The sequence below is a fragment of the Vibrio sp. Vb1337 genome (assembly GCF_033338715.1).
In the GTDB taxonomy this organism is placed as follows: Bacteria; Pseudomonadota; Gammaproteobacteria; order Enterobacterales; family Vibrionaceae; genus Vibrio; species Vibrio alginolyticus.
Genome location: NZ_JAWOTD010000002.1, coordinates 318,211 through 338,454, shown reverse-complemented (window position 1 = coordinate 338,454; position 20,244 = coordinate 318,211). Strand labels below are relative to the sequence as shown.

18 protein-coding genes are annotated in these 20,244 nt (G+C 45.1%); 11 read left to right on the top strand and 7 right to left on the bottom strand.

Features of this window, described 5'->3' with window-relative positions; genetic code table 11:
• Nucleotides 1-143: 143 nt before the first annotated feature.
• Nucleotides 144-3,023 carry an MGH1-like glycoside hydrolase domain-containing protein gene (locus R7E42_RS03285; RefSeq protein ID WP_318072338.1) on the top strand — a complete coding sequence of 960 codons (2,880 nt, stop codon included), beginning with the start codon at nt 144-146 and terminating at the stop codon, nt 3,021-3,023.
• 106 nt (nt 3,024-3,129) lie between these two features.
• On the opposite strand, the gene R7E42_RS03280 is transcribed toward R7E42_RS03285, so the two are convergent.
• The 3 genes from R7E42_RS03280 to R7E42_RS03270 form a co-directional block, all read right to left on the bottom strand.
• Nucleotides 3,130-4,698: a DEAD/DEAH box helicase gene (locus tag R7E42_RS03280; RefSeq protein ID WP_258483735.1), complete on the bottom strand. Its 1,569-nt coding sequence runs from the start codon at nt 4,696-4,698 to the stop codon at nt 3,130-3,132.
• A gap of 285 nt (nt 4,699-4,983) precedes the next feature.
• On the bottom strand, nt 4,984-5,694 hold the full coding sequence (locus R7E42_RS03275; protein ID WP_005373753.1) for a biotin/lipoate A/B protein ligase family protein: 711 nt from the start codon (nt 5,692-5,694) through the stop codon (nt 4,984-4,986).
• Nucleotides 5,695-5,721: 27 nt separating this feature from the next.
• Entirely contained in the window at nt 5,722-5,877 is a 156-nt protein-coding gene (locus R7E42_RS03270; protein WP_213871512.1) for a hypothetical protein, read from the bottom strand.
• Between the two features lie 42 nt (nt 5,878-5,919).
• Here R7E42_RS03270 and R7E42_RS03265 point away from each other — a divergent pair, with 42 nt between their 5' ends.
• Entirely contained in the window at nt 5,920-6,246 is a 327-nt protein-coding gene (locus R7E42_RS03265; RefSeq protein WP_005387015.1) for a DUF4156 domain-containing protein, read from the top strand.
• Nucleotides 6,247-6,314: 68 nt separating this feature from the next.
• Here R7E42_RS03265 and R7E42_RS03260 read toward each other — a convergent pair whose 3' ends face one another.
• Nucleotides 6,315-7,343 (bottom strand): hypothetical protein, encoded by a 1,029-nt coding sequence (locus R7E42_RS03260; RefSeq protein WP_005373748.1) that lies wholly within the window; start codon nt 7,341-7,343, stop codon nt 6,315-6,317.
• A gap of 409 nt (nt 7,344-7,752) precedes the next feature.
• A complete protein-coding gene (locus tag R7E42_RS03255; RefSeq protein ID WP_318072337.1) occupies nt 7,753-8,901 on the bottom strand; it encodes a PLP-dependent aminotransferase family protein in 1,149 nt (382 codons plus the stop codon).
• Between the two features lie 125 nt (nt 8,902-9,026).
• Here R7E42_RS03255 and R7E42_RS03250 point away from each other — a divergent pair, with 125 nt between their 5' ends.
• Nucleotides 9,027-9,896 carry an AraC family transcriptional regulator gene (locus tag R7E42_RS03250; protein WP_005387011.1) on the top strand — a complete coding sequence of 290 codons (870 nt, stop codon included), beginning with the start codon at nt 9,027-9,029 and terminating at the stop codon, nt 9,894-9,896.
• Between the two features lie 80 nt (nt 9,897-9,976).
• The gene (locus R7E42_RS03245) at nt 9,977-10,873 is read left to right on the top strand and encodes a LysR family transcriptional regulator (RefSeq protein ID WP_213961042.1); all 897 of its coding nucleotides are present in this window, start codon (nt 9,977-9,979) and stop codon (nt 10,871-10,873) included.
• 80 nt (nt 10,874-10,953) lie between these two features.
• On the opposite strand, the gene R7E42_RS03240 is transcribed toward R7E42_RS03245, so the two are convergent.
• Nucleotides 10,954-11,991: a DUF4382 domain-containing protein gene (locus R7E42_RS03240; protein ID WP_318072336.1), complete on the bottom strand. Its 1,038-nt coding sequence runs from the start codon at nt 11,989-11,991 to the stop codon at nt 10,954-10,956.
• Between the two features lie 232 nt (nt 11,992-12,223).
• Between R7E42_RS03240 and R7E42_RS03235 the strand changes: the two genes are divergently transcribed.
• Complete coding sequence (locus R7E42_RS03235; RefSeq protein ID WP_005373737.1) at nt 12,224-12,463, top strand: YdcH family protein; 240 nt, start codon at nt 12,224-12,226, stop codon at nt 12,461-12,463.
• 73 nt (nt 12,464-12,536) lie between these two features.
• Here the strand turns inward: R7E42_RS03235 and R7E42_RS03230 are convergent, their stop codons facing one another.
• On the bottom strand, nt 12,537-13,208 hold the full coding sequence (locus R7E42_RS03230; protein ID WP_137282793.1) for a cupin domain-containing protein: 672 nt from the start codon (nt 13,206-13,208) through the stop codon (nt 12,537-12,539).
• A gap of 208 nt (nt 13,209-13,416) precedes the next feature.
• On the opposite strand from R7E42_RS03230, the gene R7E42_RS03225 reads away from it, so the two are divergent.
• The 6 genes from R7E42_RS03225 to R7E42_RS03200 all read left to right on the top strand — a co-directional run bounded on the left by R7E42_RS03225 (nt 13,417) and on the right by R7E42_RS03200 (nt 20,221).
• Nucleotides 13,417-14,553, top strand: a complete 1,137-nt coding sequence (locus tag R7E42_RS03225; RefSeq protein WP_318072335.1) for a hypothetical protein — start codon at nt 13,417-13,419, stop codon at nt 14,551-14,553.
• Nucleotides 14,543-15,469: a metal ABC transporter solute-binding protein, Zn/Mn family gene (locus R7E42_RS03220; protein ID WP_270007120.1), complete on the top strand. Its 927-nt coding sequence runs from the start codon at nt 14,543-14,545 to the stop codon at nt 15,467-15,469. Before R7E42_RS03225 ends, R7E42_RS03220 begins: the two co-directional genes overlap by 11 nt.
• 3 nt (nt 15,470-15,472) lie before the next feature.
• The gene (locus R7E42_RS03215; RefSeq protein ID WP_154204222.1) at nt 15,473-16,267 is read left to right on the top strand and encodes a metal ABC transporter permease; all 795 of its coding nucleotides are present in this window, start codon (nt 15,473-15,475) and stop codon (nt 16,265-16,267) included.
• A 300-nt stretch (nt 16,268-16,567) separates the two neighbouring features.
• Nucleotides 16,568-17,287 carry a 3-oxoacyl-ACP reductase FabG gene (fabG, locus tag R7E42_RS03210; protein WP_017633598.1) on the top strand — a complete coding sequence of 240 codons (720 nt, stop codon included), beginning with the start codon at nt 16,568-16,570 and terminating at the stop codon, nt 17,285-17,287.
• Nucleotides 17,288-17,599: 312 nt separating this feature from the next.
• A complete protein-coding gene (locus tag R7E42_RS03205) occupies nt 17,600-18,328 on the top strand; it encodes a hypothetical protein (protein ID WP_025767960.1) in 729 nt (242 codons plus the stop codon).
• 519 nt (nt 18,329-18,847) lie between these two features.
• On the top strand, nt 18,848-20,221 hold the full coding sequence (locus tag R7E42_RS03200) for a carbohydrate porin (protein WP_318072357.1): 1,374 nt from the start codon (nt 18,848-18,850) through the stop codon (nt 20,219-20,221).
• Nucleotides 20,222-20,244: the final 23 nt, after the last annotated feature.

The window sequence follows — 20,244 nt, the reverse complement described above, 5'->3', positions numbered from 1 at the left end:
GAAATTATGCCCATTTCATAGATCTACATCACTGTTGGGGTTTGACGTATAGATGTTATCTATAGCTCGCTCCTGACTTCCTATTTTCCCATCAAAAGGGTGTTCTTTAGACTGTCGCCAAAACAACAATCTAAGGGATGAACATGAAACCGAGTTTTATTGCGCTTGCTGTCGCGTCTTGTATTGGTCTTGCTGGATGTGGGTCAGATTCTTCTGATGCGCCAGTGCCGGTCGACAAACCAATTATTTCAGCCGACTTATATTTACGTGGTTTAAATGGGGATTGGGGCACGGCAGAGCATGCCAAGCTAAACTATTTGGGTAATAACGAGTACGAAACCGTACTGCGCGTTGCTCGAGGTAGCAATCAGTTCAAGATTGCTGATCCGGGTTGGCAGATCCAATACACCTATTTTGAGGAGCCCGCGGCGTTCGATAAAGCTCAGGAGTACCTGCCAAAACCAGACACGAATGAAGCGTGTATGAACGATGACTGCAACTCTGAGATCACGTTTGAAGACAAAGGGTATTACAAGTTTTCTGTGAGCTTTGCCGATGAAAGTCGCGCGACAATGACTGTGACGAAAGCAACGCAAGAAGAAGCGGAAAAATACTACTCTGATGCGATTCTCGACCCTTCAATGGTGCATGAAGGGCATCAGAGCAAAGAAGTGAAACTGTTCGCCAATTACGATGACTCGAGTGATACCGTGATTTTCTCGGTGAAAGATCCTAAAGCTGAACTGCGTGAATTTGGTATTTCAACGACGACAGAATTGCGTGATGCGCTCGACCAAGGCTTAGTGATTAATGAGCAAACAGGGCCGCGAGTGGTGTCGGGTGATGTCGCGTTTGACGCGTTGTTTGCATTGACGATGAAAGAGCTAGACCAGCTTGCCGTTTCTGAAATCAAAGACGGCAATTACAACTACAACAACCCAATCAAAGCGGAAGTTTTTGAGACGGGCGCGAAGTGGCATTACGTATGGACGCGTGATTTGGCGTACGCAGCAGACCTTTCGCTTGCATTGATGAATCCAACTCGGGTGCAAAATGGTTTGAATTTCAAATTGTCCGCTTTCCGCGATACGACCGATCAGCAATACGATGGCGAGCAGATTGTGCAAGACACGGGCACTGGCGGTAGCTGGCCAATCAGTACCGACCGTACGACTTGGGCGCTTGGTGCAGAACGCTTACTTTCGGCATTGGATGGAGAAGAGTACAACCAGTTTGCTGAGCGCGCATATAACGCTATCAGTAATACACTTGAAGCCGATCGCCTGGCGGCTTTTGATGCGAAATCCGGTTTATACACTGGTGAGCAATCATTCCTCGATTGGCGTGAGCAAACTTACTCAACGTGGACGCCAAACGATGTCAATGCGATTGGTAGCAGCAAAGCGTTATCGACAAACGTGGTTCACTACCGCGCGATTCAGCTCGCGGCTAAGTTGGCAGAGAAGTACGACTCAACCAACGCGGTCAAATACACCGATTGGGCTGAGCAGTTAAAAACCGCTATCAACGAGCAGTTTTGGAATGCCGAACGCGGTATGTACGTAAGCTATTTGTTTGACAATGGCAAAGACATCGCGGTCGACAAATACGACATGTTGGGCGAAGCGTTGGCGATCATCAGTGGCGTGGCAAGTGATGCGCAGGCGAAACAAATCATGGCCAATTACCCACACAGTGAGTTTGGCGTGCCGGTTTACTTCCCTCAACAACCGGACGTGCCTGTGTACCATAATCGCGCAATTTGGCCATTTGTTACCGCGTACAGCTTGCGCGCCGCGCATCAAACACAAAATGTGGCAGCAGCGAACAATGCCATTCAATCGTTGGTTCGTGGTACGGCAACTAATTTATCCAACATGGAAAACTTAGAGTGGCTTTCTGGTAAGTCATTCATCATCCATAGTGATCATGGTGAAGATCCGAGCTTGGATGGCCCAGTGATTAACTCTCAGCGTCAGCTTTGGTCTGTGGGTGGCTACTTGAACATGGTGGTAGAGACCCTATTTGGCATCCATACCGAAACAGGTAAGTTGGAAGTGAAGCCATTTATCACAAGTTGGGTGCGCAATAACTTGTTGGCTCAGTCTGAACAAATCACGTTGGAAAACTTTGCCTTCAAAGGAAAGAACTACTCGGTAACGATTGACTTGCCTGAAGTAAGCAAAGATGAAACAGGCTACTACCCAGTTGAAAATGTCACGATGGACGAAGAGGGGCATTTCCGCGTGACACTGGGCGCGCTAGTGAACGTAGATAGCAGCATTACTTTAGTTTCTGGTGTGAAACCGTATGTGAATGAAGACAGTCGCGTTTATTCTCCGCAAGAGCCAAAACTGGTAGTAAAAAGCGTTGATAATTCGGTTTCGATTGACGTGACGAGCAAGTACAACGTGAACTTGTATCGCAATGGCGAGCTGATTCAAAAGAACGTGATTGCTCAATCTTATTCCGATACGCCAACAGGTTTTGCTTGTTATTTGGCTGAAAGCATTAACGATAAAGGCTTCCGTTCTAACCCAAGCCAACCAGTTTGTGTCGGTGAAGAGATCCGCATCAAACTCGATGGCGAATATCAGCCACTCAAGGATAATGTCTCAGTGGTTACGGTGAGTAAAGACAGTGGCATCGTAAAAGGTGCAGAGTCGTTTACAGCCCCTGTAACGGGCACTTACCAGTTCGATGCTTGGTACAACAATAACCTAGGGCAACTTAATACTGGCATCACGAATACCGTGAAACTGTTAGAGGTATTGGATGATGCAGGTAAAGTGGTTGGTCAAGGTTACTTGCAGATGGGCCATATTGGTGAAAACCAAGGTATGTGTTACTCAACGCCAATTGAAGTAGCGTTGGAGCAGGGGAAAACCTATCAGATCGCTCTGAAGGACCACTTCAATATGAGTTACCTCAAATCGAATGAAACCTACATCTACGCTGGTGGTATTGAGGGTGAAAAGAACGAAGCGCAAATCGCAGATATTCGAATCACACCTTTAATGTAGGCTGTTTTAACAAAGCTGTGTTTTAGAAAACTGTGTTCTAAGAAAGACAAAACCGCTGAGATTATCAGCGGCTTTGTTGTATTTGCTATCGGTGGCCGTTTACAGATTAGTTTGCAGCCTGCGGACGAGGTTTACGGCGCTGACCTGACGGTTTGTTTCCTGCAGGCTTAGCATTGTTTGGCTTGCGGTTACCAGACGGTTTACCAGCGTTGCCACTCTTATTACCGTTTGGTTTATTTCCACTCGGTTTATTGTCATTTGGCTTGTTGCCGTTAGGTTTACGGTCATCTGGTTTGCTGTGTGCACGACCTTGGCCTTCACGGTTACCTTTAGGCTTACCCGCACCGCCTTGGTTGGTGCTGTTTTTGTTGCCGTTGTTACCGCCGTTGAAGCGACGTTTAGGTTTGTTTGCACCATTGCCTGCTTTCTTTTCGGTTGCTGGAGCGTTTTCACCCGAAGCATTTGGCGCTTTTGGTTTTTTCGGCTTCTTAGGTTTTTTCGGTTTGATTGGGCGAGTATCCAGTTTAGATTCTGGCACCACATTGGTTGGCGCAAAACCTTCCAGCTCTTTACGTGGTAGTACTTCTTGAATCAAACGTTCAATCGCAAACAACTCAGATGCTTCTAGCGCACACACGAGTGAAATCGCTTTACCTACTTCGCCCGCGCGGCCAGTACGACCAATACGGTGAACGTAGTCTTCTGCCACTTTAGGTAGCTCAAAGTTCACCACTTGCGGCAATTGAGGAATATCGATACCGCGCGCAGCAATGTCCGTCGCGACCAACACACGAATTTCACCCGATTTAAAATCCGCCAGTGCTTTGGTACGCGCGCCTTGGCTCTTGTTGCCGTGGATGGCAGCAGCCGGTAGGTTTTGTTCGATCAGGAACTTCGCCAGACGGTTTGCGCCGTGTTTCGTTTTCGTAAACACCAGCACTTGCTTCCAATCGCCGTCTTTGATCAATTTAACCAACATCGGTGCTTTCTTTTTCACGTCTGCTGGGTAGATGCTTTGCTCAACCGTTCTCGCCGTCGAGTTTGCCGGGTTCACTGAAATCTCAACCGGGTTGTTCACCAAGCCTTTCGCAAGGTCACGGATTTCATCCGAGAAAGTCGCCGAGAAAAGTAGGTTCTGACGCTGTTTTGGTAGCAGAGCTAGGATCTTACGAATGTCACGGATAAAGCCCATATCCAACATACGGTCTGCTTCATCGAGCACTAGCACTTCCAGTTGGTCGAACTTCACCGCATTTTGGTTGTACAAATCCATCAGGCGCCCTGGTGTCGCGACCAACACATCCGCACCTTTGCGAAGACGCTGCATTTGCGGGTTGATCTTCACACCACCAAAAACCACCGTACTGCTTAGTGGAAGGTGACGGCCGTACATAAACACGTTTTCTTGCACCTGAGCCGCAAGTTCACGCGTTGGCGTCAGGATAAGTGCACGAACTTGGTTAGCACGAACGCGAGGGCCGTTCGATAAACGCTCAAGAATCGGTAGCGTAAAGCCTGCGGTTTTACCTGTACCAGTCTGCGCTGCTGCCATTACGTCTTTCCCTTCCAAAATAGCAGGAATTGCTTTTGCCTGAATTGGCGAAGGGGTGTCGTAGCCTTTTTCTTGAATAGCTTTAAGGATTGGAGCAGATAGACCTAACGAGGTAAAACCCATATGTATGATTCTCAATTGTAGAGTTAGATAACAACGCGCCGAAAACAAATCGGTGCGAAAAGTGCGACATTCTGAGGCTTTTACGCGCAGGCTTCAACTAATTCCGTCATGGATAAATATTTGAACTGGATCTCATTTCTTTTTGGCAGGCAAAACTGATAACTGGTTTGATCGATCGATTGAATGGTTTTACGTTGGCGATGCCCATTCTTACATCGCTATCACGGCATGCAGTTTGAGTTTATCGAATGCTTTTCGGAGCAAGGGGGAGGCTTGATCCTTTCATTACTCCGCTTTTGCATGCGTTAAAAACGCACTCGTCAATTGCTGAAAGAGCGAATCTACCGATGGGCGGTCGGATACATGATGGAAGAGCGGTGTGTGGACATCACCACGAATATCATCGCTGTGACCGCAAAGCTGATTACACATTCGTACTGGTTCGACAATCTTCTCGACGTCGGCATCAATCAGAATGCATGCTTGTGACAATACCACTTGTCCGCCGCCTTTTTTAAGTAAAACACGCTGCGCGGTTCCCACGACTTTTTGCCCGCCAATGTTGAGGTTGTACTCGCCATCGCAGTAGGAATAAGGCGTAGCATGAACATCCACTTTCACGCCGAGCTGTTTAAAGAAAACCGTTAATATCGCACATAAATCGAGATACGCTTTTTTGATGTTGTAAGGCTCGCCTTCTGGCCAGTGGTAAATGTGGGATAGATTGATAATACCTGGCACCTGAGGGACTGGGGCACCACCGGTTTTACGAGAAAAGAGCTTCCAGCCAGACGTATTTAACGCATGTTCTAACTCATTAGACACTGGCCATTTCTTACCCGCGGGAAGCACGAGCGTTGGACTTTTTACTTGCCAAAGCAATAGCACTTGCGAGAGTTGGTTGGACTGAACTTGTTTAATGAGCTCATCTTCTTTGTCAAATGCATCAGCGACTTCCGTAGCTGTGTAGCGAATTAGCTTATTTTTAGCAACCAAACTCTATCCCTCGCGGCTATTTAATCATTACTGTTGTATCTCAGATACAGCTTTATTGCTAGGTCTGTGATTATTAGGTTTTTGCTCGCTAGCTGCATGATCACCTTTTGGATCTTTTCCGTTGTCCATTAATTCTGCTTGAACACGCGATAAAAAGTTTTTGCTAGTCATCACATCAGCCATTCATAAAATCTGCCATCTATGAAAAATTTTGGCGATATAAGTATGAAAAAGCGAGTGATGACTCTCGCGTTAGCGGCATCATTAACGGGATGTGTGACGTTCCCAACTCAAGAATCTGAGCAAGTACAGGTGCTTTGGGACAATGTGAATGCGATTGAAAACTGTGAACTAATGGGTACCGTGATCGGCTCAGAAGGCCACTTTTACGACTATTGGCTTCACGCAGATAAAGACATGGTTTGGGGTACGCTAAACCAAATGCGCATCAAGGCGGCGGATTTAGACGCAGATACCTTGTACTTATATCAACCATTGAGCTTTTCTACGTCAGTAACGATGTTTGCAAATGCTTACAAGTGCAAACAGTAGCTATAGGCTTGAAGACAGGCGCTGCTCTCCTGTCTTTGATGCGTTCTACAAATACTGGCTACCTTGCGTTAATTGACGTTTGCTGTCGCCACCGCTGATGTATCAGAGAACGACAATGTAAAGTCTCGCTCGGTATTAAGCACTTTGGCTGGAAACTCTAAGCTCAACTGCGTATGTGGCGCGACTTCTGAAGCAATGCTAGTAACGAATTTTCGGGTTTCTCCAGGAGAGATCGATATGTCACTTCCACCTTGTGATGAGAGCTCAGCGATACCCATTGTTTCAAGTGTGTTACCTGCAGTATCCGCCAGGTGTAATAAAGATTCTGACTTGTAGATTAATTCTCCACTTTCTGTGCGATATGCATTAAACGTGTTGAAATTTGGTTGTAACGATCCTTGTGATCCAATGTTAGTAACGGAAAATGTCACATTAGCGCCATCAAAGTTCTCGACTCTTACGAGTACGTTACCGTCTTGGTAACGAGCGGCTGCTGCCGCAGTTGCTTGTTGTTTCTGCCGCTGTTTCTCTTTTTCAATGTCGCTTAACTGTTTCTGCTCATTAGCGATTCGATTCTTTGCCATGTAGTACGACTGATCGACCATTGCTATTAAAGCGGGGATTGAATACAAAGTGAGGCCTTCCAAATGGTCAAAGTCGATTTTGGCATGTTGAGTACGTTTATGATTAGAAAATTGGCAGTAACCATCAATCAAACTGATGAAAGCCACTTCAAAAGTGCCTTGTAATCGGCTTACTTCCTGTGCTGCTTTCTCTAGATTTGAGCGGACTTTCCGAATCTCTTCCAAACTCTTTTGTGAAAGACGACCGTTTGGCGATACGTCGTTAGAAACCGAAACCAGTTCTTCGGTCACAAATGGATTGTTTTCGGCTGGAATCACCGTAGTTATACGGTTGGATTTGGTGATGTCTTCGCCCAATAAAACCATCATTTTTTGCGATGCGGCGGTTGTGTTGCCCGCTAATACGTCACTACAGTTTGGCGACGTATTGGCATACACGGCGAATGCGGTAAAAAGTGAAAGTGTAACGGACCAGCCGATGGTGACGAGTCCTGTCGTGGTTCGAGTATTCATCCTGATAACCCCTCTGTCATTTGGTGCGATTCACTGACGTAATTGCCAATCAAAAGATTGGCTCGTGACATTCAGAATGGTTCTGGTCAACCCTTCGTAGTGGGTCTGCCCACAGATGCTTTTTTAGTCGTTTATCAACCGCTAAGCCACGATTGATAAAGTGTCTGAAATTGAGAGCATTAACGCTGCGAAGTTGATGTCTTTGACTGAAAGATAGACGTAACTTTTCTAACCATCAAATACGTGATTGAGTTCTCATTTTTATATGAGTGAGAGGTTCAAGAGAAAACAGGCACTTACTGTAGAGAGTTGATTTGAAGGAAAAATATAAATTTTTTGGGGAACTTTTTTGATGCTGCCTTTGAGACTTTTTCGAATCTCAAAGGCAGGTTCTTACACTCGCGTTCAATTACAACGTGTTGAGGACATCCGCGAGTCGAGAGACAGCTGTCGTCAGTTCTTCTGGTGTGGCATTGGTAAAGTTAAGACGCAGAGCGGCTTTTACCTTTGAACCTTCTGGATAAAAGACCGGGCTCGGCACTACAGCAACCCTGTTTGCGAGAAGGTTTTTCGCCAGTTCGAAGGTGTCGCATTCTGGAATCTCGACCCAAACGAACATGCCACCATCGACGGGTTTGACTACGCAACTTTCTGGCAGCTGTTTTTGCAGCTCAGCAAACATGACATCGTAACGTGATTTGTAAAGCGCACAGATGGTTGAAATGTGCGTTTCGAAGTTGTCATGTTGCAGCAGGCCATACAGCAAAGCTTGCATAGGAATACTAGAGTGCAGATCGGCACCTTGTTTAATTTTGATAAGTGGCTCAAGGTAGCTGCTTTTGCCCGTAACTACACCAATACGCAAGCCTGGTGAAGCTATTTTGGAGAAAGAGCGCAATACGATGGAGTGCTGTGGGCAGAAGTCCGAAACCAGTGGAAGCGCTTCACCAGAAAAACGCAGCTCGCGGTATGGTGCGTCTTCAATGAACGCCACGTCGTATTGTATACAAAGCTCGGCAACTTTTTGGCGAGTCTCTAGCGCCCAGCATACGCCCGTTGGGTTGTGAAAATCGGGTACGGCGTAGAACATTTTTGGTTGCTGCGTGGCAAAGCATTGTTCGAGTTCTTCAAGGTTTGGGCCACACTCGGTTTGTGAAACGGTCACGATGTTGGCTTGCACTAGACCGAATACTTGCATAGCACCAAGGTAGCTCGGTGCTTCCATCACCACTTTATCGCCCGGATTCACGTACGCACGCGCAATCAAATCTAGCCCTTGCTGAGAGCCCGTTGTGATCATCGCCAAATGAGATTCTGGCAGCTGGTAATAATCGGTCAAAAAGTTAAGTAGCGGGGCGTAGCCTGCTGTTGCGCCATATTGAAACACCTCTGGCATATTCGCGAGGTTTTCGAGCGTCGGTTTCATTAAGTCGATCGGGAAGGTTTTTTCGTCCGGTAAGCCACCTGCAAGAGAAATGACGTTCTTATCGCTCGCTGCTGCGAGGATTTCTCGGATGTAGGATGACTTAGTTTGTTGTAATGACTGTGCGATTTCCATGTGCTGTGCTTCTCGTAATTGTCTTTTTTTATGTCAGAAATAGTATAGGTAAATTGCCAAGCTTGGTGTGTCCATTTATGCTGTTAAACATGTCTATTTATGCTATTTAAGCGAAAATTTACTCCGTGAGCCACCAACAAGTTTCTAGGATCAATGACGTGCTGTTTTACATTCACCAGGACATTAGCAGAGATTTATCGGCTAAAGAGCTAGCAGATGTAGCAGCCTATTCTGAACAGCACTTCCATCGTATTTTTAAAGATGTGGTAGGGGAGTCTGTCCATCAATATATCCGTCGCACAAGAATGGAATACGCCGCCAATCAACTGATGTTTGATACCAGCTCGTCGGTGTTAGACATTGCTAACAAGTGCGGCTTTAGCTCGGTATCTTCTTTTAGCCGAGCGTTTAAAGCAACGTTCGCTATGTCTCCTGGCGCGTGGCGAAAGCATGATTTACAAGTCGCAGAAAAGCCGTATCTAAAAGATCCGGAAGTGGCTGCGGGTTATCATAGGGTTGCTAAACGCGAGTTGCCAGAACCTAAAATTATGGAGGTTCCACAACGCTTTGCGGCTTATGTGCGGCATGAGGGTTATAGCCGTTCCATTCGTAATGCGTGGCTGATTTTGAAGGCGTGGGCAAGCTCTGAGAATCGGGACTTTTCGGTTCAATACGGTTTGCATCACTCCAACCCCGCTTGGGTTGAGCTCGATAAGTGTCGCTATGTGGCTTGTATGGCGATCGATAAGCCGCTTAAAGTACGCGGTGTCGTGAATCAAATGACGATTCCGGGTGGTTTGCATGCTGTTTTTCGCTTAACAGGGGTATATGGAGAGCTTCTTCCTCAATTGAGTATGGTGTTAGAAAAGTGGTTGCCGAATTCAGGCTTTAAGCAGCGTTCTACTCCCGCTTATGTTCACTATCATAAAAACCATTTCCTTAGCCATGATGAGGCGTTTGAGCTGGACTTCTATCTGCCCATCAGTTTTTTCTAACTGGAGTATTTATTTACTATCCGTAAGGAAGAAAATGCTAAGCTCTATATGGTGATTTTTTACAAATAATTGAAAATTAAATGAACATCGATCATGTAAAGCTATTTGTCCGTTTGGCTTCGACACACAACATCAGCATGGCTGGTCAGGAGCTTGGACTTTCTCCTGCTGTCGCTAGTGCGCACATCAACAAACTTGAGGACAGCTTAGGAGTTCGTTTAGTTCATCGCACCACACGCAAAGTTTCCTTAACTGAAGAAGGGCAGGCTTTTTTACCTCACGCGGAGGAGGTCCTTGCAACAGTGGAGGCAGCAAGGGGAGCTGTTGGCTCAGGGCAGAGTGCGCCAACGGGAGTATTACGTATAACCGCCTCTGCAACTTTTGGTCGCTTGCATATTGTGCCCGCATTAAAAGGTTTTATGGCGCGTTACCCAGGGTTAACCGTGGACTGCCGATTTTCTGATTCCATTATTGATCTGGTTGAGGGAGGTTTCGATGTCGCCATTCGTGTCGCTGAGTTGAAAGATTCTTCATTGGTCGCAAGAAAGCTTGCGCCAGATCGTCGTATTATCGTTGCATCACCAGATTATATTGAACAATTTGGGAGACCTAACAAGCCCCAAGACTTGACGAATCATCAATGTATTAACTTAGTTGGAATGAATAATTGGTCATTCAATACAAAAGATGGAATGGTCAATGTAAGAACTTCTGGTCGTTTTAAAACTGATAATGGTGATGCGATGAGAGACGCGACGGTAAACGGGTTAGGTATTTCTATCAACTCAGTTTGGAGTGTTTATCAAGAATTACAAAGTGGTCAGCTAGTGGAAGTACTCGAAGATCACCCTTTAGCGATGGATGCTGGGATTTGGGCTGTGTACCCAAGCTCTCGTTTAATTGCGCCTAAGGTGCGTGCCTTTATTGATTACTTTGCTGAATACTATGGCACGCCACCTTATTGGGAAGAGGTTTAAAAGTCACAAAGACCATAATCCGTGCTCAGTTGGAATAGCAAAAAAAGCAGACCCATGCAGGGTCTGCAGTGTTAGAGAGATTAAAAGTCTGCGTTTGTATCGGTACCAACAAAGACGCTAATTCCGCTGGTAGATTGATAAATGCTAAAGGTTTCACCTGCAACAATACCATCTACAGAATCGTCATTTGCGGTACAGGTATAGCCGACGGAGTACGTACCGGGCTCTACAAAGCCAAATTCATATTCGTAATTTGCTTCATCAATGTCTTCCACTACGTTCGCCGCTGCGATTGGCATTATTTGGCCTTCTGCGCCTGCAAATGGCCCCATGTTCTCTTCGGCGATATTTCCTTCATATAGGTAGACCGCGTGTGCATACCCATTTGCGCTTGGGGTATCCGTTTCGCAGTTTTGGTAGGTCAATGTTGCGATATCTCCCTGAATCTCCCCCGTTGTAACCGTGTTAATTAAAGTGACGGAGGTGCGTTGAATGCTGTAGCCTTCGTTTTGGCCTGTTCCGTCTTTTAAGCCACGGCGCAGATCAAATTCAACTACGAACTCATTATTGTCAGGGTTGACTGCAAAGGTGTTGTTAAAGAACAGTACTCCAGAGTCAGGATCCTTTCCGACACCTTGTGGGCAAGCACCATCACCTTTGACGGTCAGTGGGATTTGATTTCCTGTCGCTTCGTCAATCACATACGATGGGTAGTTTGGATGATCGCCATCATTAGCAAACACGCAGAGTTTATAATTACCAGTTGGTATCAGTTCATCATCCACCAATTCCTGCGCGTCACTGCCTTGGAAATTGAGTAAGTTAACACTTAGTGGGAGTGGATCTTCACCTTCGGGAAGGGGGTTACCATCTTCGTCGACCAAATTGCCTTCTTCGTCTGTTTTATACACATCGAATACTTGTGGTATGCCACCATCCAGAGGAAGAAATGCAACTTTGTTATATGTGACCACCACTTCTGATACGTCATCAATAGGGGCATCTGATACGGACAAGGTAACCGGAGTCATTGTGCTGACAGAGTCACTGTCTGAATTACAGCCAATCAACGCAACTGTTATTGACGCACTGATCAAGCCAATTTTCATGCTGTTCATTTAGATGTACCTTTTTATGAGAAGTGTATTAAATGTAGTCGATTATTGATAAAACACAGAATAATAACGAGCGGAGTCGCGCGGTTAAAAGAGTGATAAACCATGACTAAGAAGTTCAGTAAAAGTGTGCTCAAATCGACGATATTGTGCTATTTGAAGTGCTATGGTTAGAAATGTGTCGCTCAAAAAATGAGCGGATAAATACATCAACAACTCTAGCCAAGAGGTCTCTATGTTAGGTGAAAATCACTCATTAACTCATGAATTCCCAGAACATTTGGATACCATTACTCAGCTTACCGAAAACGATGCATCATTTGCTGAAACCGTTAAAAACTACAATGCTTTAGATAAGGAAATCCGCGTACTAGAACTTCAAGGAAGCCCGATTGATGATCACGAAATGAACGTATTAAAACATAACCGGGCTGAGCTCAAAGACTGGCTCCACTCGCGAATAATGGGTTCTTAGTGACGAAATGATCATCGGCTCGTAAATAGCGGGCCGATTTTAGTTCCAATGGACGATGCCAAGTGTGCAAACATTAGGAGTGCTGAGCAGGAGCTTGGAGCGGCAGGTGACCAGTTTTTACCCAAATGATCGTTTCTTGCTCTACAAAAGGAAAATGCTCGCTCATATGTGGGCTTCGGATCCAAGAGTAGGGAGGATAGGTTCCTAGCTCGTCTTTAAATTCCCCCGATAACACAAAAATTTCTTCACCACCAAAGTGACGGTGTGGTTGAAACTTCTCGCCTTTCGGCCATTTAACCAATGCGACATGTTCATGCTCAAAATCATGCAGAGGCATGACTTGCAACCCACCGACACCACTCTGCCAGCTCGCTTGGTTTGTATTAATGCGAACTGTTTCAAGATCCTCAGATTCGAACTGATTTAGTTTAACTAAAATCACACAGCCTTCTTTGCTAAATGGTGCGTGTTGACTTCCTGGAGGGTTACGAAGGTAAGTGCCGGCAGGGTAGTCACCGTATTCGTCAGAGAATACCCCCTCGAGCACCAATATTTCTTCTCCTTGAGGGTGAGGATGAGTCGAAAACTGCGAATTTGGCTCGTACTTAACGACGCTGGTGGTATGCCCTGATTCTTTGGCTTCTCGTTCCAAAGGTTTGCGCCACACACCTTTGGAAGGGCTGGCGATCCATTCCTGTTGAGCAGTATCTATCACGATTCTTTTTGAAAAATCCATATTCAACATATTGAAATTCCGTTACTTATTTAATTACTAATTCTCATTAGTATACGTATAAAAAACATCAATTGATTCATTTGTTGATAGCCCAATTCATGGATTGAGTACGAACATGAAATCGGAGCCTAATTTAAATTTCTGCTTGTGTAATGAGAATTGTTATATTATAACATCGCAAAATTAAATGTTATAACATAACAAAAAGGAAAAAGTAGTGAATAAGAAATTGGTGTCTCTCGTGATCGGTAGCATTTTTGCATCCCCTGTTTTTGCCGACACACTATCGAACCCACAGATTGGTGTTGTTGTTGATGGCTACTACCAAGATGGCCAACGTCATAATTCTGAGCGCGAAGAAGGCTTTGGTCTAGGCCATACGGAATTAAACTTCTCATCAAATATCGACGACAAGTTTTACGGCGCATTGACCGCGGTTCTTGAAAGTCATGGTGATGATACAGAATTAGAGCTTGAAGAGGCATTCATCGAAACTTTGGCATTGCCATATGGTGTAAACGTGCGCGCTGGCCGATTCCTATCTGACTTTGGTTACCTGAACAACCAACACATGCACACCGATAGCTTTGTTGAGCGTCCAATTGCTTATCGTACTTTCCTTGGCTCGCACTACTACGATGATGGTGTACGTGCAAACATCGTGTTGCCAACCGACCTTTATGTAAAACTTGGTGTAGAAGCGCTCAGTGGTAGCAAAATGTCTTCTGTCGAAGATGGTTCTGAAGTTGGCGTGTACACCACGACGCTGAAGCTTGGTAGTGACTTCTCCGAATCTTCAAGTTGGCAGTTTGGTTTAAGTTACCTGCGTAACGAAAACGGCAAGGTTAAAGAATTCGAAGATCACGACCACGGTCATGAAGAAGCGCATGAGCACCATCATGGCGCAGCAGTGACAGGTGCGAATCTTTACGGTGCTGATTTTGTTTGGAAATGGGCACCAGACGGTAATTACAAATACAGCAACTTCACGCTATCGGCTGAATACATGCTGTTAGACGGTGTGGTAGATAGCAAATATAAAAACGATGCAGAGTCACCAGACAACTTAAGCGCTTACTATGTTTCGGGTGTTTATCGCTTCAACCCAAGCTGGTCAGCAGGTCTACGTTACGGCGAAGCAGAAAGCTACGATGGTCATGCACATGGCGACCACATGCATTTTACTGAGCTGAATGATAAAGAAATGGATGCGATGATCGCATGGGATTCTTCTCACTTCGGTACTATCCGTGCGCAATACACTCGGATTGATAACCAAGACAGTGAGACAGACAACGTGTTCACTCTGCAATACGTGATGACATTTGGAGCGCACGGTGCTCATGCGTTCTAAGCTGACATTAAATAAATGTAGTTTGGTGATGATGGCGGCAGGAGCTGCCATCATTGCTTCGCCTGCTTCGGCTCTAAACATTTTCGTTTGTGAGCCAGAATGGAAAGCCTTTCTTGAAAGCCACGCGCCAGATGCCAGTATTTATTCAGCGACAACGGCTAAGCAAGACCCACATTACGTACAAGCTCGTCCTTCTTTGATTGCGAAGATGCGCCAAGCGGACATGGCAATGTGTTCGGGCGCAGAGCTAGAGGTGGGGTGGTTACCTATGCTGCAAGTTCGTAGCAGCAATGCGGCGGTGCAAAATGGTGCGCCGAGCATGATCTACGCGACGGACTTCGTGCGCATGTTAGATACTCATGCTCACGTTGACCGTAGCATGGGAGATATACACGCTCACGGTAACCCACATGTTCAATTTGCGGCAAATGACATGATTCCATTATCTCGTAAAGTCACGGAGCGCCTAAAAGCGATTGATCCCGACAACGCACAAAGTTACCAAGTGAATGGTATGAAGTTTCGTGCTCATTGGCGTAAAAAGCTTAAAGAATGGAATGAGAAAGGGGCTGCTTTAAAGGGTAAGCAAGTTGTCGGTTATCACGCGACGTATCGTTATTTGTACGATTGGCTCGGAATGAAGCAGATTGCCGATCTAGAACCTAAACCGGGCATTTCACCGACCACATCTCACCTGCAATCACTTACCAAGTTAGATGCTGACAGTTTTGATGCGATTGTTTACTCCTCTCATCAGGATCAGCGTCCAGCGAACTGGTTGCAAGATCATACTGACAAACCTGTGATTCAACTGCCATTGACCGTTTCTGAGGGTGAAAGCTTGGATGAGATGTACGATCAGGTCATTGATGATTTACTGGATGTGTTAGTGCCGCCCGTTCCTGTGAAGATCTAAGCCATGGCTGATTATGCATGGCTTTTACCTGCGGTTTTTTGTGGTTTAATTGCGTTGGTTGGCAACATCGTACTGGGGCAGCAAGTTCTTAATCGTCAGATCATCTTTATAGATTTGGCGGTGGCGCAAGTCGCGGCATTGGGGGCAGCACTAAGCCACTACTGGTTGAGCCAATACGCGCTGTTCTCAGGCTCATTCTTTGGCGAAATGATTGGCCCTTGGGTGATGTCTTTGATGCTTTGCGGTTTGATTGCCTTAATGGAGAAACGATACCAGCAGCATTTAGAGCCTATGATTGGCAGCTTGTTTGTCGTGTCTGCATCGCTGGCGATCCTGCTGGTGAGCAAAGACCCACACGGCGGAGACTTTATTCAAGGCATTCTTAATGGGCAACTGTTATGGGCGACTTGGGCAGACGTTTGGCCTTTGGCACTCATTACCGCTGCGATGTTGCTATTAGTTTGGTTAAAACCTGCGTTTATGCGCGGTAGTGGTTTTTATCTGATCTTTGCTATTCTGATGCCCATTACGGTCAAGTTAACCGGCATTTATTTAGAATTTGCTTTGTTGGTGATTCCAGCTTTATGTGCGGCAGCATTGAAGGGAACTCGATTCTTTGTCGCCAGTATCAGCATTGGTATTGTTGGGATCTTATCGGGTATTGCCGCATCGGCTCGCTATGACTTACCGAGTGGTGCGAGTATTGTGATCACCCTGTTTATTGCTGGCATGTTGTTTAATCTCTTGCTTCAGCATTTTCTGGTGAAAATAACAAAACCAGCTTTTGTAAGAGATTAAGAGACAAGTAATATTGGTCTGATGAAGTAGTATTTGATTAATCAGACCAATACTTTTCTATCCAAGTCCTCCAATCGCGTAACTTTGCGCCTTCCAACACACTTTCTTACGTTGATCTTGCCATAGTCATCAAGTTGCCTTGATTAGTTCACATCCGACTCCCAGACTGTTTCTATAGTTTTTATAAGATATAAAAGACCCTGCGTATGAGAAGCGCAGCTGTAACGCGACTAGGCATAAAAACAAAAAACGCTAGGGATACAAGCGAATTTGTAATCTCAACATTTAAGGAAGACCAAGATGAAACCGGAAAAAGTAGCAGTAGTCACTGGCGCGGCTCGTGGTATTGGCCAAGCGATTTGTGAGCAATTACTGGAGGATGGATTCCACGTAATCGGGCTAGACATATCTCCCGTGGAATGGAGTCAGTCGGCGCAGCTAAGCAGTTATCAAGTCAACTTGTGTGATGCCGAAGCCGTCAGTGAAGTAGTAGAAAGTGTTGTAGAGCAGCACGGAAGAATCGATGCTCTGGTTAACAACGCGGGCATCACTCGAGATGCATTGTTGCCAGATATGTTAGAGCAAGACTGGGACAGCGTGATCGACGTGAACCTAAAAGCGGTGTTCTTACTCACCCAACGTGTTGCTCCTGTCATGCTAGAGCAGGGCACAGGCAGTATTGTTAGCATTTCTTCTATAGTGGGAACGGATGGTAATATCGGCCAGAGCAACTACGGCGCAAGTAAAGGCGGCGTCATCTCAATGAGCAAAGGCTGGGCGAAAGAACTTTCAAGAAAGGGTGCACAGATACGCGTCAACTGTGTCGCGCCAGGCTTTATCGCCACCGACATGACCAAGAACCTGCCAGAGAAAGTCATTCAAATGATGGAAGGCAAAACCCCATTAGGGCGAATGGGCTCAGTGCAAGATATCGCCAATGGCGTCTCTTTCCTAACCTCAGACAAGAGCGCCTACATCACAGGCCAAGTGCTCAAGATTGACGGTGGGTTGGTATTATAGCTCGCTAATCAAAACCCAAAATAAAAACGCCTTTTACTTATGTAAAGGGCGTTTTTGTTTGAGGAATGTTATTCGGGCTTTTGACACTTTCACTTTATTCGTTTCGCACTGCCGGACTTGTATGATTAAGTATAGAGTGAGTACACATAATTCACTTTTACATCGTTCTCTGTTATTAACCTAGATATGTAGCTAATCAAAAATATTAACTTCGAAATAGAATAGCTGTTGAGGTATTAAAGTATGATTTTGTTGCCCATGGTATTAATTTAAATGATAATGCCAAGAAATAATTAACTTTGAATACTCACTATGTACTTAAAAACTGTACTGTTTAGCGCGTCAACTCTTCTTATTTTGGGTTGTAACTCCGAATCAACTAACCCATCTACTGAAGAAAGCGGATGGATAGTTGTAAGCTCTCACTCCGAGCCAAGAAAGCATCAGGTAATTTACGAAAAACATAGCAGGAAAGGTCTAAGTCTTGCCACTAACGTTCCGGATCTTGACCTGCCTTTAACTTACCAACTAGCGAACCAAATTATTGAGGTCAAAGAAGAGCTTACATTTGGTGAAAATATTGACGGGAACCGCCTAACTTGGAAAGCTATTGGCAATGCTAAACTTAGAGAAAATCAAGTCCACTACGGAGTTAATAAAGATTACTCAGCTTCTAATGAAGGTATTGCTATCGGTTATGTTAACTTTGAGTCGAGGTTTGAGGCTGAAGGACAGCTTGGAATCGAAAAGTTAGTAATTGCGATGTATGACGATGTCAAGAGTGTCGAATTTTACTCTGGATGGGATAGTTCTAAAATATCTTGTTACCAAAATACGTTTGATGAAGACTTAGCTTGTTACGGTGAAATTTTAATTAACGACGATATAGTTCATGTTTTTGATAAATATCTGTCGTATGAATATGTAAACATGGTTTACGACACCGTTATGTCCAAAGGTCGAGAAGATATAATTGAGGCAGATTTTCAACATCAAATTAAATACTTACTAGTCGAAGAGAATAACGTTGAGATGCATTAGCTTGATTACTTTTTGGTAATGAGTGGCTTTTCGAAGCCGAAGTGACCATGAGCAAGATTATTAGATTTTACAAAACTCATTTATGTTCAAAAAATGAGTTTTGTAGATATTAAAATGCATGGAGCCAAATTCTCTCACTGATTCTATGAAGTTTTTGTGCGCTCTAACCACAAGACAATCTATAAAAGACGTTGAGCCAACGTCTTTGCCACAATGCCACCTGTTAATAAGGCTTTCAATGCCTCTTTCTCATTACTATTCAAATGTGCGCTGGTTAATGATTTTTCTGTAAGTAACACAATTGAACGTGATAGAAGTAACAAAATCACCTCTTTGCGGTAACGTTCCCGAAAAGTTTATATATTATCGCCCTCATTGATATAAGTAGTAGAGACGCTCTGAGTACGAGCGCTCTGAAATTCAGGCTTTAGATGGACATTTAAAGTCACCATAAGTTTGCGATTTTTCTTGGGAACGTTTGCAATATGCCTAAGTATAAATTTACGTGAGACTATGGAAATGAAACTACACACTTTGACGATGGCAGTAGCGCTTGGACTGGTTACTGCACCTGTATTCGCAGCAACAGATGTTGACGCTCTTGAAAAGCGAATTAATGAATTAGAACAGAGACTTGAGCAGACAGAAAAAGCATCCACAGAAGCAAATGAGAAAGCCTCAAGCTTTGAGTTTCATGGCTACGCTCGTTCCGGGCTGCTCATTAATGATGATCTGAATGGTGCAGTGGGTACTGGTCCTTACATGACGGCAGCTGGTGCTATTGGCGCGCCAATTGGACGATTAGGGGTTGAGGATGATCATTATGTGGAAGCAAACCTTATTCACAAACGCTTTGCAGATGATGGTTCCAGCTCATTGTTCCGAATCATGTTGGCAGATAGTACGGAAACCAATAACGAATGGACAGCGAGTGAGAGTCAATTAAACGTTCGTCAGGTATATGCTGAGCTAAACAAGTTGAGCATGTTCTCTGAATCAAGTGCGTTTGCTGACGCGACGTTTTGGGCTGGTAAACGATTTGACCGTGATAACTTTGACATTCACTTCTTTGACTCGGATATCGTTTTCTTATCTGGCACTGGTGCTGGCGTGTATGACGTCCAAATGAGCGATTCGTGGAAAGCAAACTTCTCGATCTATGGTCGTGATTTTGGTGAGATTGATAGCTCGTCAACGGATGTTGAAAACTATATCGCGACAATGAACAACCGCTTCGGTAGTTGGCAATTGATGCTGAGCGGCATGACGTCTGCTGATAACAATGATCGCGTAGAAGGTTCAGCGGACAAAGGTTTACATGCGATGTTTGCTTACCATGGCGATAACTTCTTTGGCATGAGTGAAGGCTTCTCTAAAACCGGTATTTTGATGGGTGATGGACTGGGTGCGGAACTTAAAGGCATCGGTTCAAACGGAGATTTGTTAGAAGACGCAAAAGCCGTACGCTTGTTTAGCTATGGTGTAACACGCATCGGCGACAACTGGCGTGTAGCACCTGCGTTGCTAGCAGAACACAGCCAAGATCGCTTTGCTAAAAATGATGAATTTACGTGGGCATCGTTCAACATCCGCTTAGCGCAAGAGTTTACGCAGAACTTTGAGATGGTTTATGAAGGCTCATACCAATACATGGACCTAGACAATGCGATTGATAAAGCAAGTGGCAGTTTTTACAAAGCGACAATTGCACCAACGCTTAAGATGTCTACCGCTGCAGGTTTCTTTGACCGTCCGGAGCTACGTTTTGCAGTTAGCTACGTTGATTGGAGCGAAGACTTGAATGGCTACTCGATTAGCCAGGATGCGGGTGCTGCAACGATGGGTGATGGTGGTGAAGTTCTGTTTGCACTGCAAATGGAAACTTGGTTCTAAAGGGACCTAACCTACAAAGAGTA

Excerpts from the sequence above, each read along its gene's own strand:
- R7E42_RS03285 (WP_318072338.1), top strand. The coding sequence starts at position 144 with ATGAAACCGAGTTTTATTGCGCTTGCTGTCGCGTCTTGTATTGGTCTT.
- R7E42_RS03280 (WP_258483735.1), bottom strand. The coding sequence starts at position 4,698 with ATGGGTTTTACCTCGTTAGGTCTATCTGCTCCAATCCTTAAAGCTATT.
- R7E42_RS03270 (WP_213871512.1), bottom strand. The coding sequence starts at position 5,877 with ATGGCTGATGTGATGACTAGCAAAAACTTTTTATCGCGTGTTCAAGCA.
- R7E42_RS03265 (WP_005387015.1), top strand. The coding sequence starts at position 5,920 with ATGAAAAAGCGAGTGATGACTCTCGCGTTAGCGGCATCATTAACGGGA.
- R7E42_RS03260 (WP_005373748.1), bottom strand. The coding sequence starts at position 7,343 with ATGAATACTCGAACCACGACAGGACTCGTCACCATCGGCTGGTCCGTT.
- R7E42_RS03255 (WP_318072337.1), bottom strand. The coding sequence starts at position 8,901 with ATGGAAATCGCACAGTCATTACAACAAACTAAGTCATCCTACATCCGA.
- R7E42_RS03245 (WP_213961042.1), top strand. The coding sequence starts at position 9,977 with ATGAACATCGATCATGTAAAGCTATTTGTCCGTTTGGCTTCGACACAC.
- R7E42_RS03240 (WP_318072336.1), bottom strand. The coding sequence starts at position 11,991 with ATGAACAGCATGAAAATTGGCTTGATCAGTGCGTCAATAACAGTTGCG.
- R7E42_RS03235 (WP_005373737.1), top strand. The coding sequence starts at position 12,224 with ATGTTAGGTGAAAATCACTCATTAACTCATGAATTCCCAGAACATTTG.
- R7E42_RS03230 (WP_137282793.1), bottom strand. The coding sequence starts at position 13,208 with ATGTTGAATATGGATTTTTCAAAAAGAATCGTGATAGATACTGCTCAA.
- R7E42_RS03220 (WP_270007120.1), top strand. The coding sequence starts at position 14,543 with ATGCGTTCTAAGCTGACATTAAATAAATGTAGTTTGGTGATGATGGCG.
- R7E42_RS03215 (WP_154204222.1), top strand. The coding sequence starts at position 15,473 with ATGGCTGATTATGCATGGCTTTTACCTGCGGTTTTTTGTGGTTTAATT.
- fabG (WP_017633598.1), top strand. The coding sequence starts at position 16,568 with ATGAAACCGGAAAAAGTAGCAGTAGTCACTGGCGCGGCTCGTGGTATT.
- R7E42_RS03205 (WP_025767960.1), top strand. The coding sequence starts at position 17,600 with ATGTACTTAAAAACTGTACTGTTTAGCGCGTCAACTCTTCTTATTTTG.
- R7E42_RS03200 (WP_318072357.1), top strand. The coding sequence starts at position 18,848 with ATGAAACTACACACTTTGACGATGGCAGTAGCGCTTGGACTGGTTACT.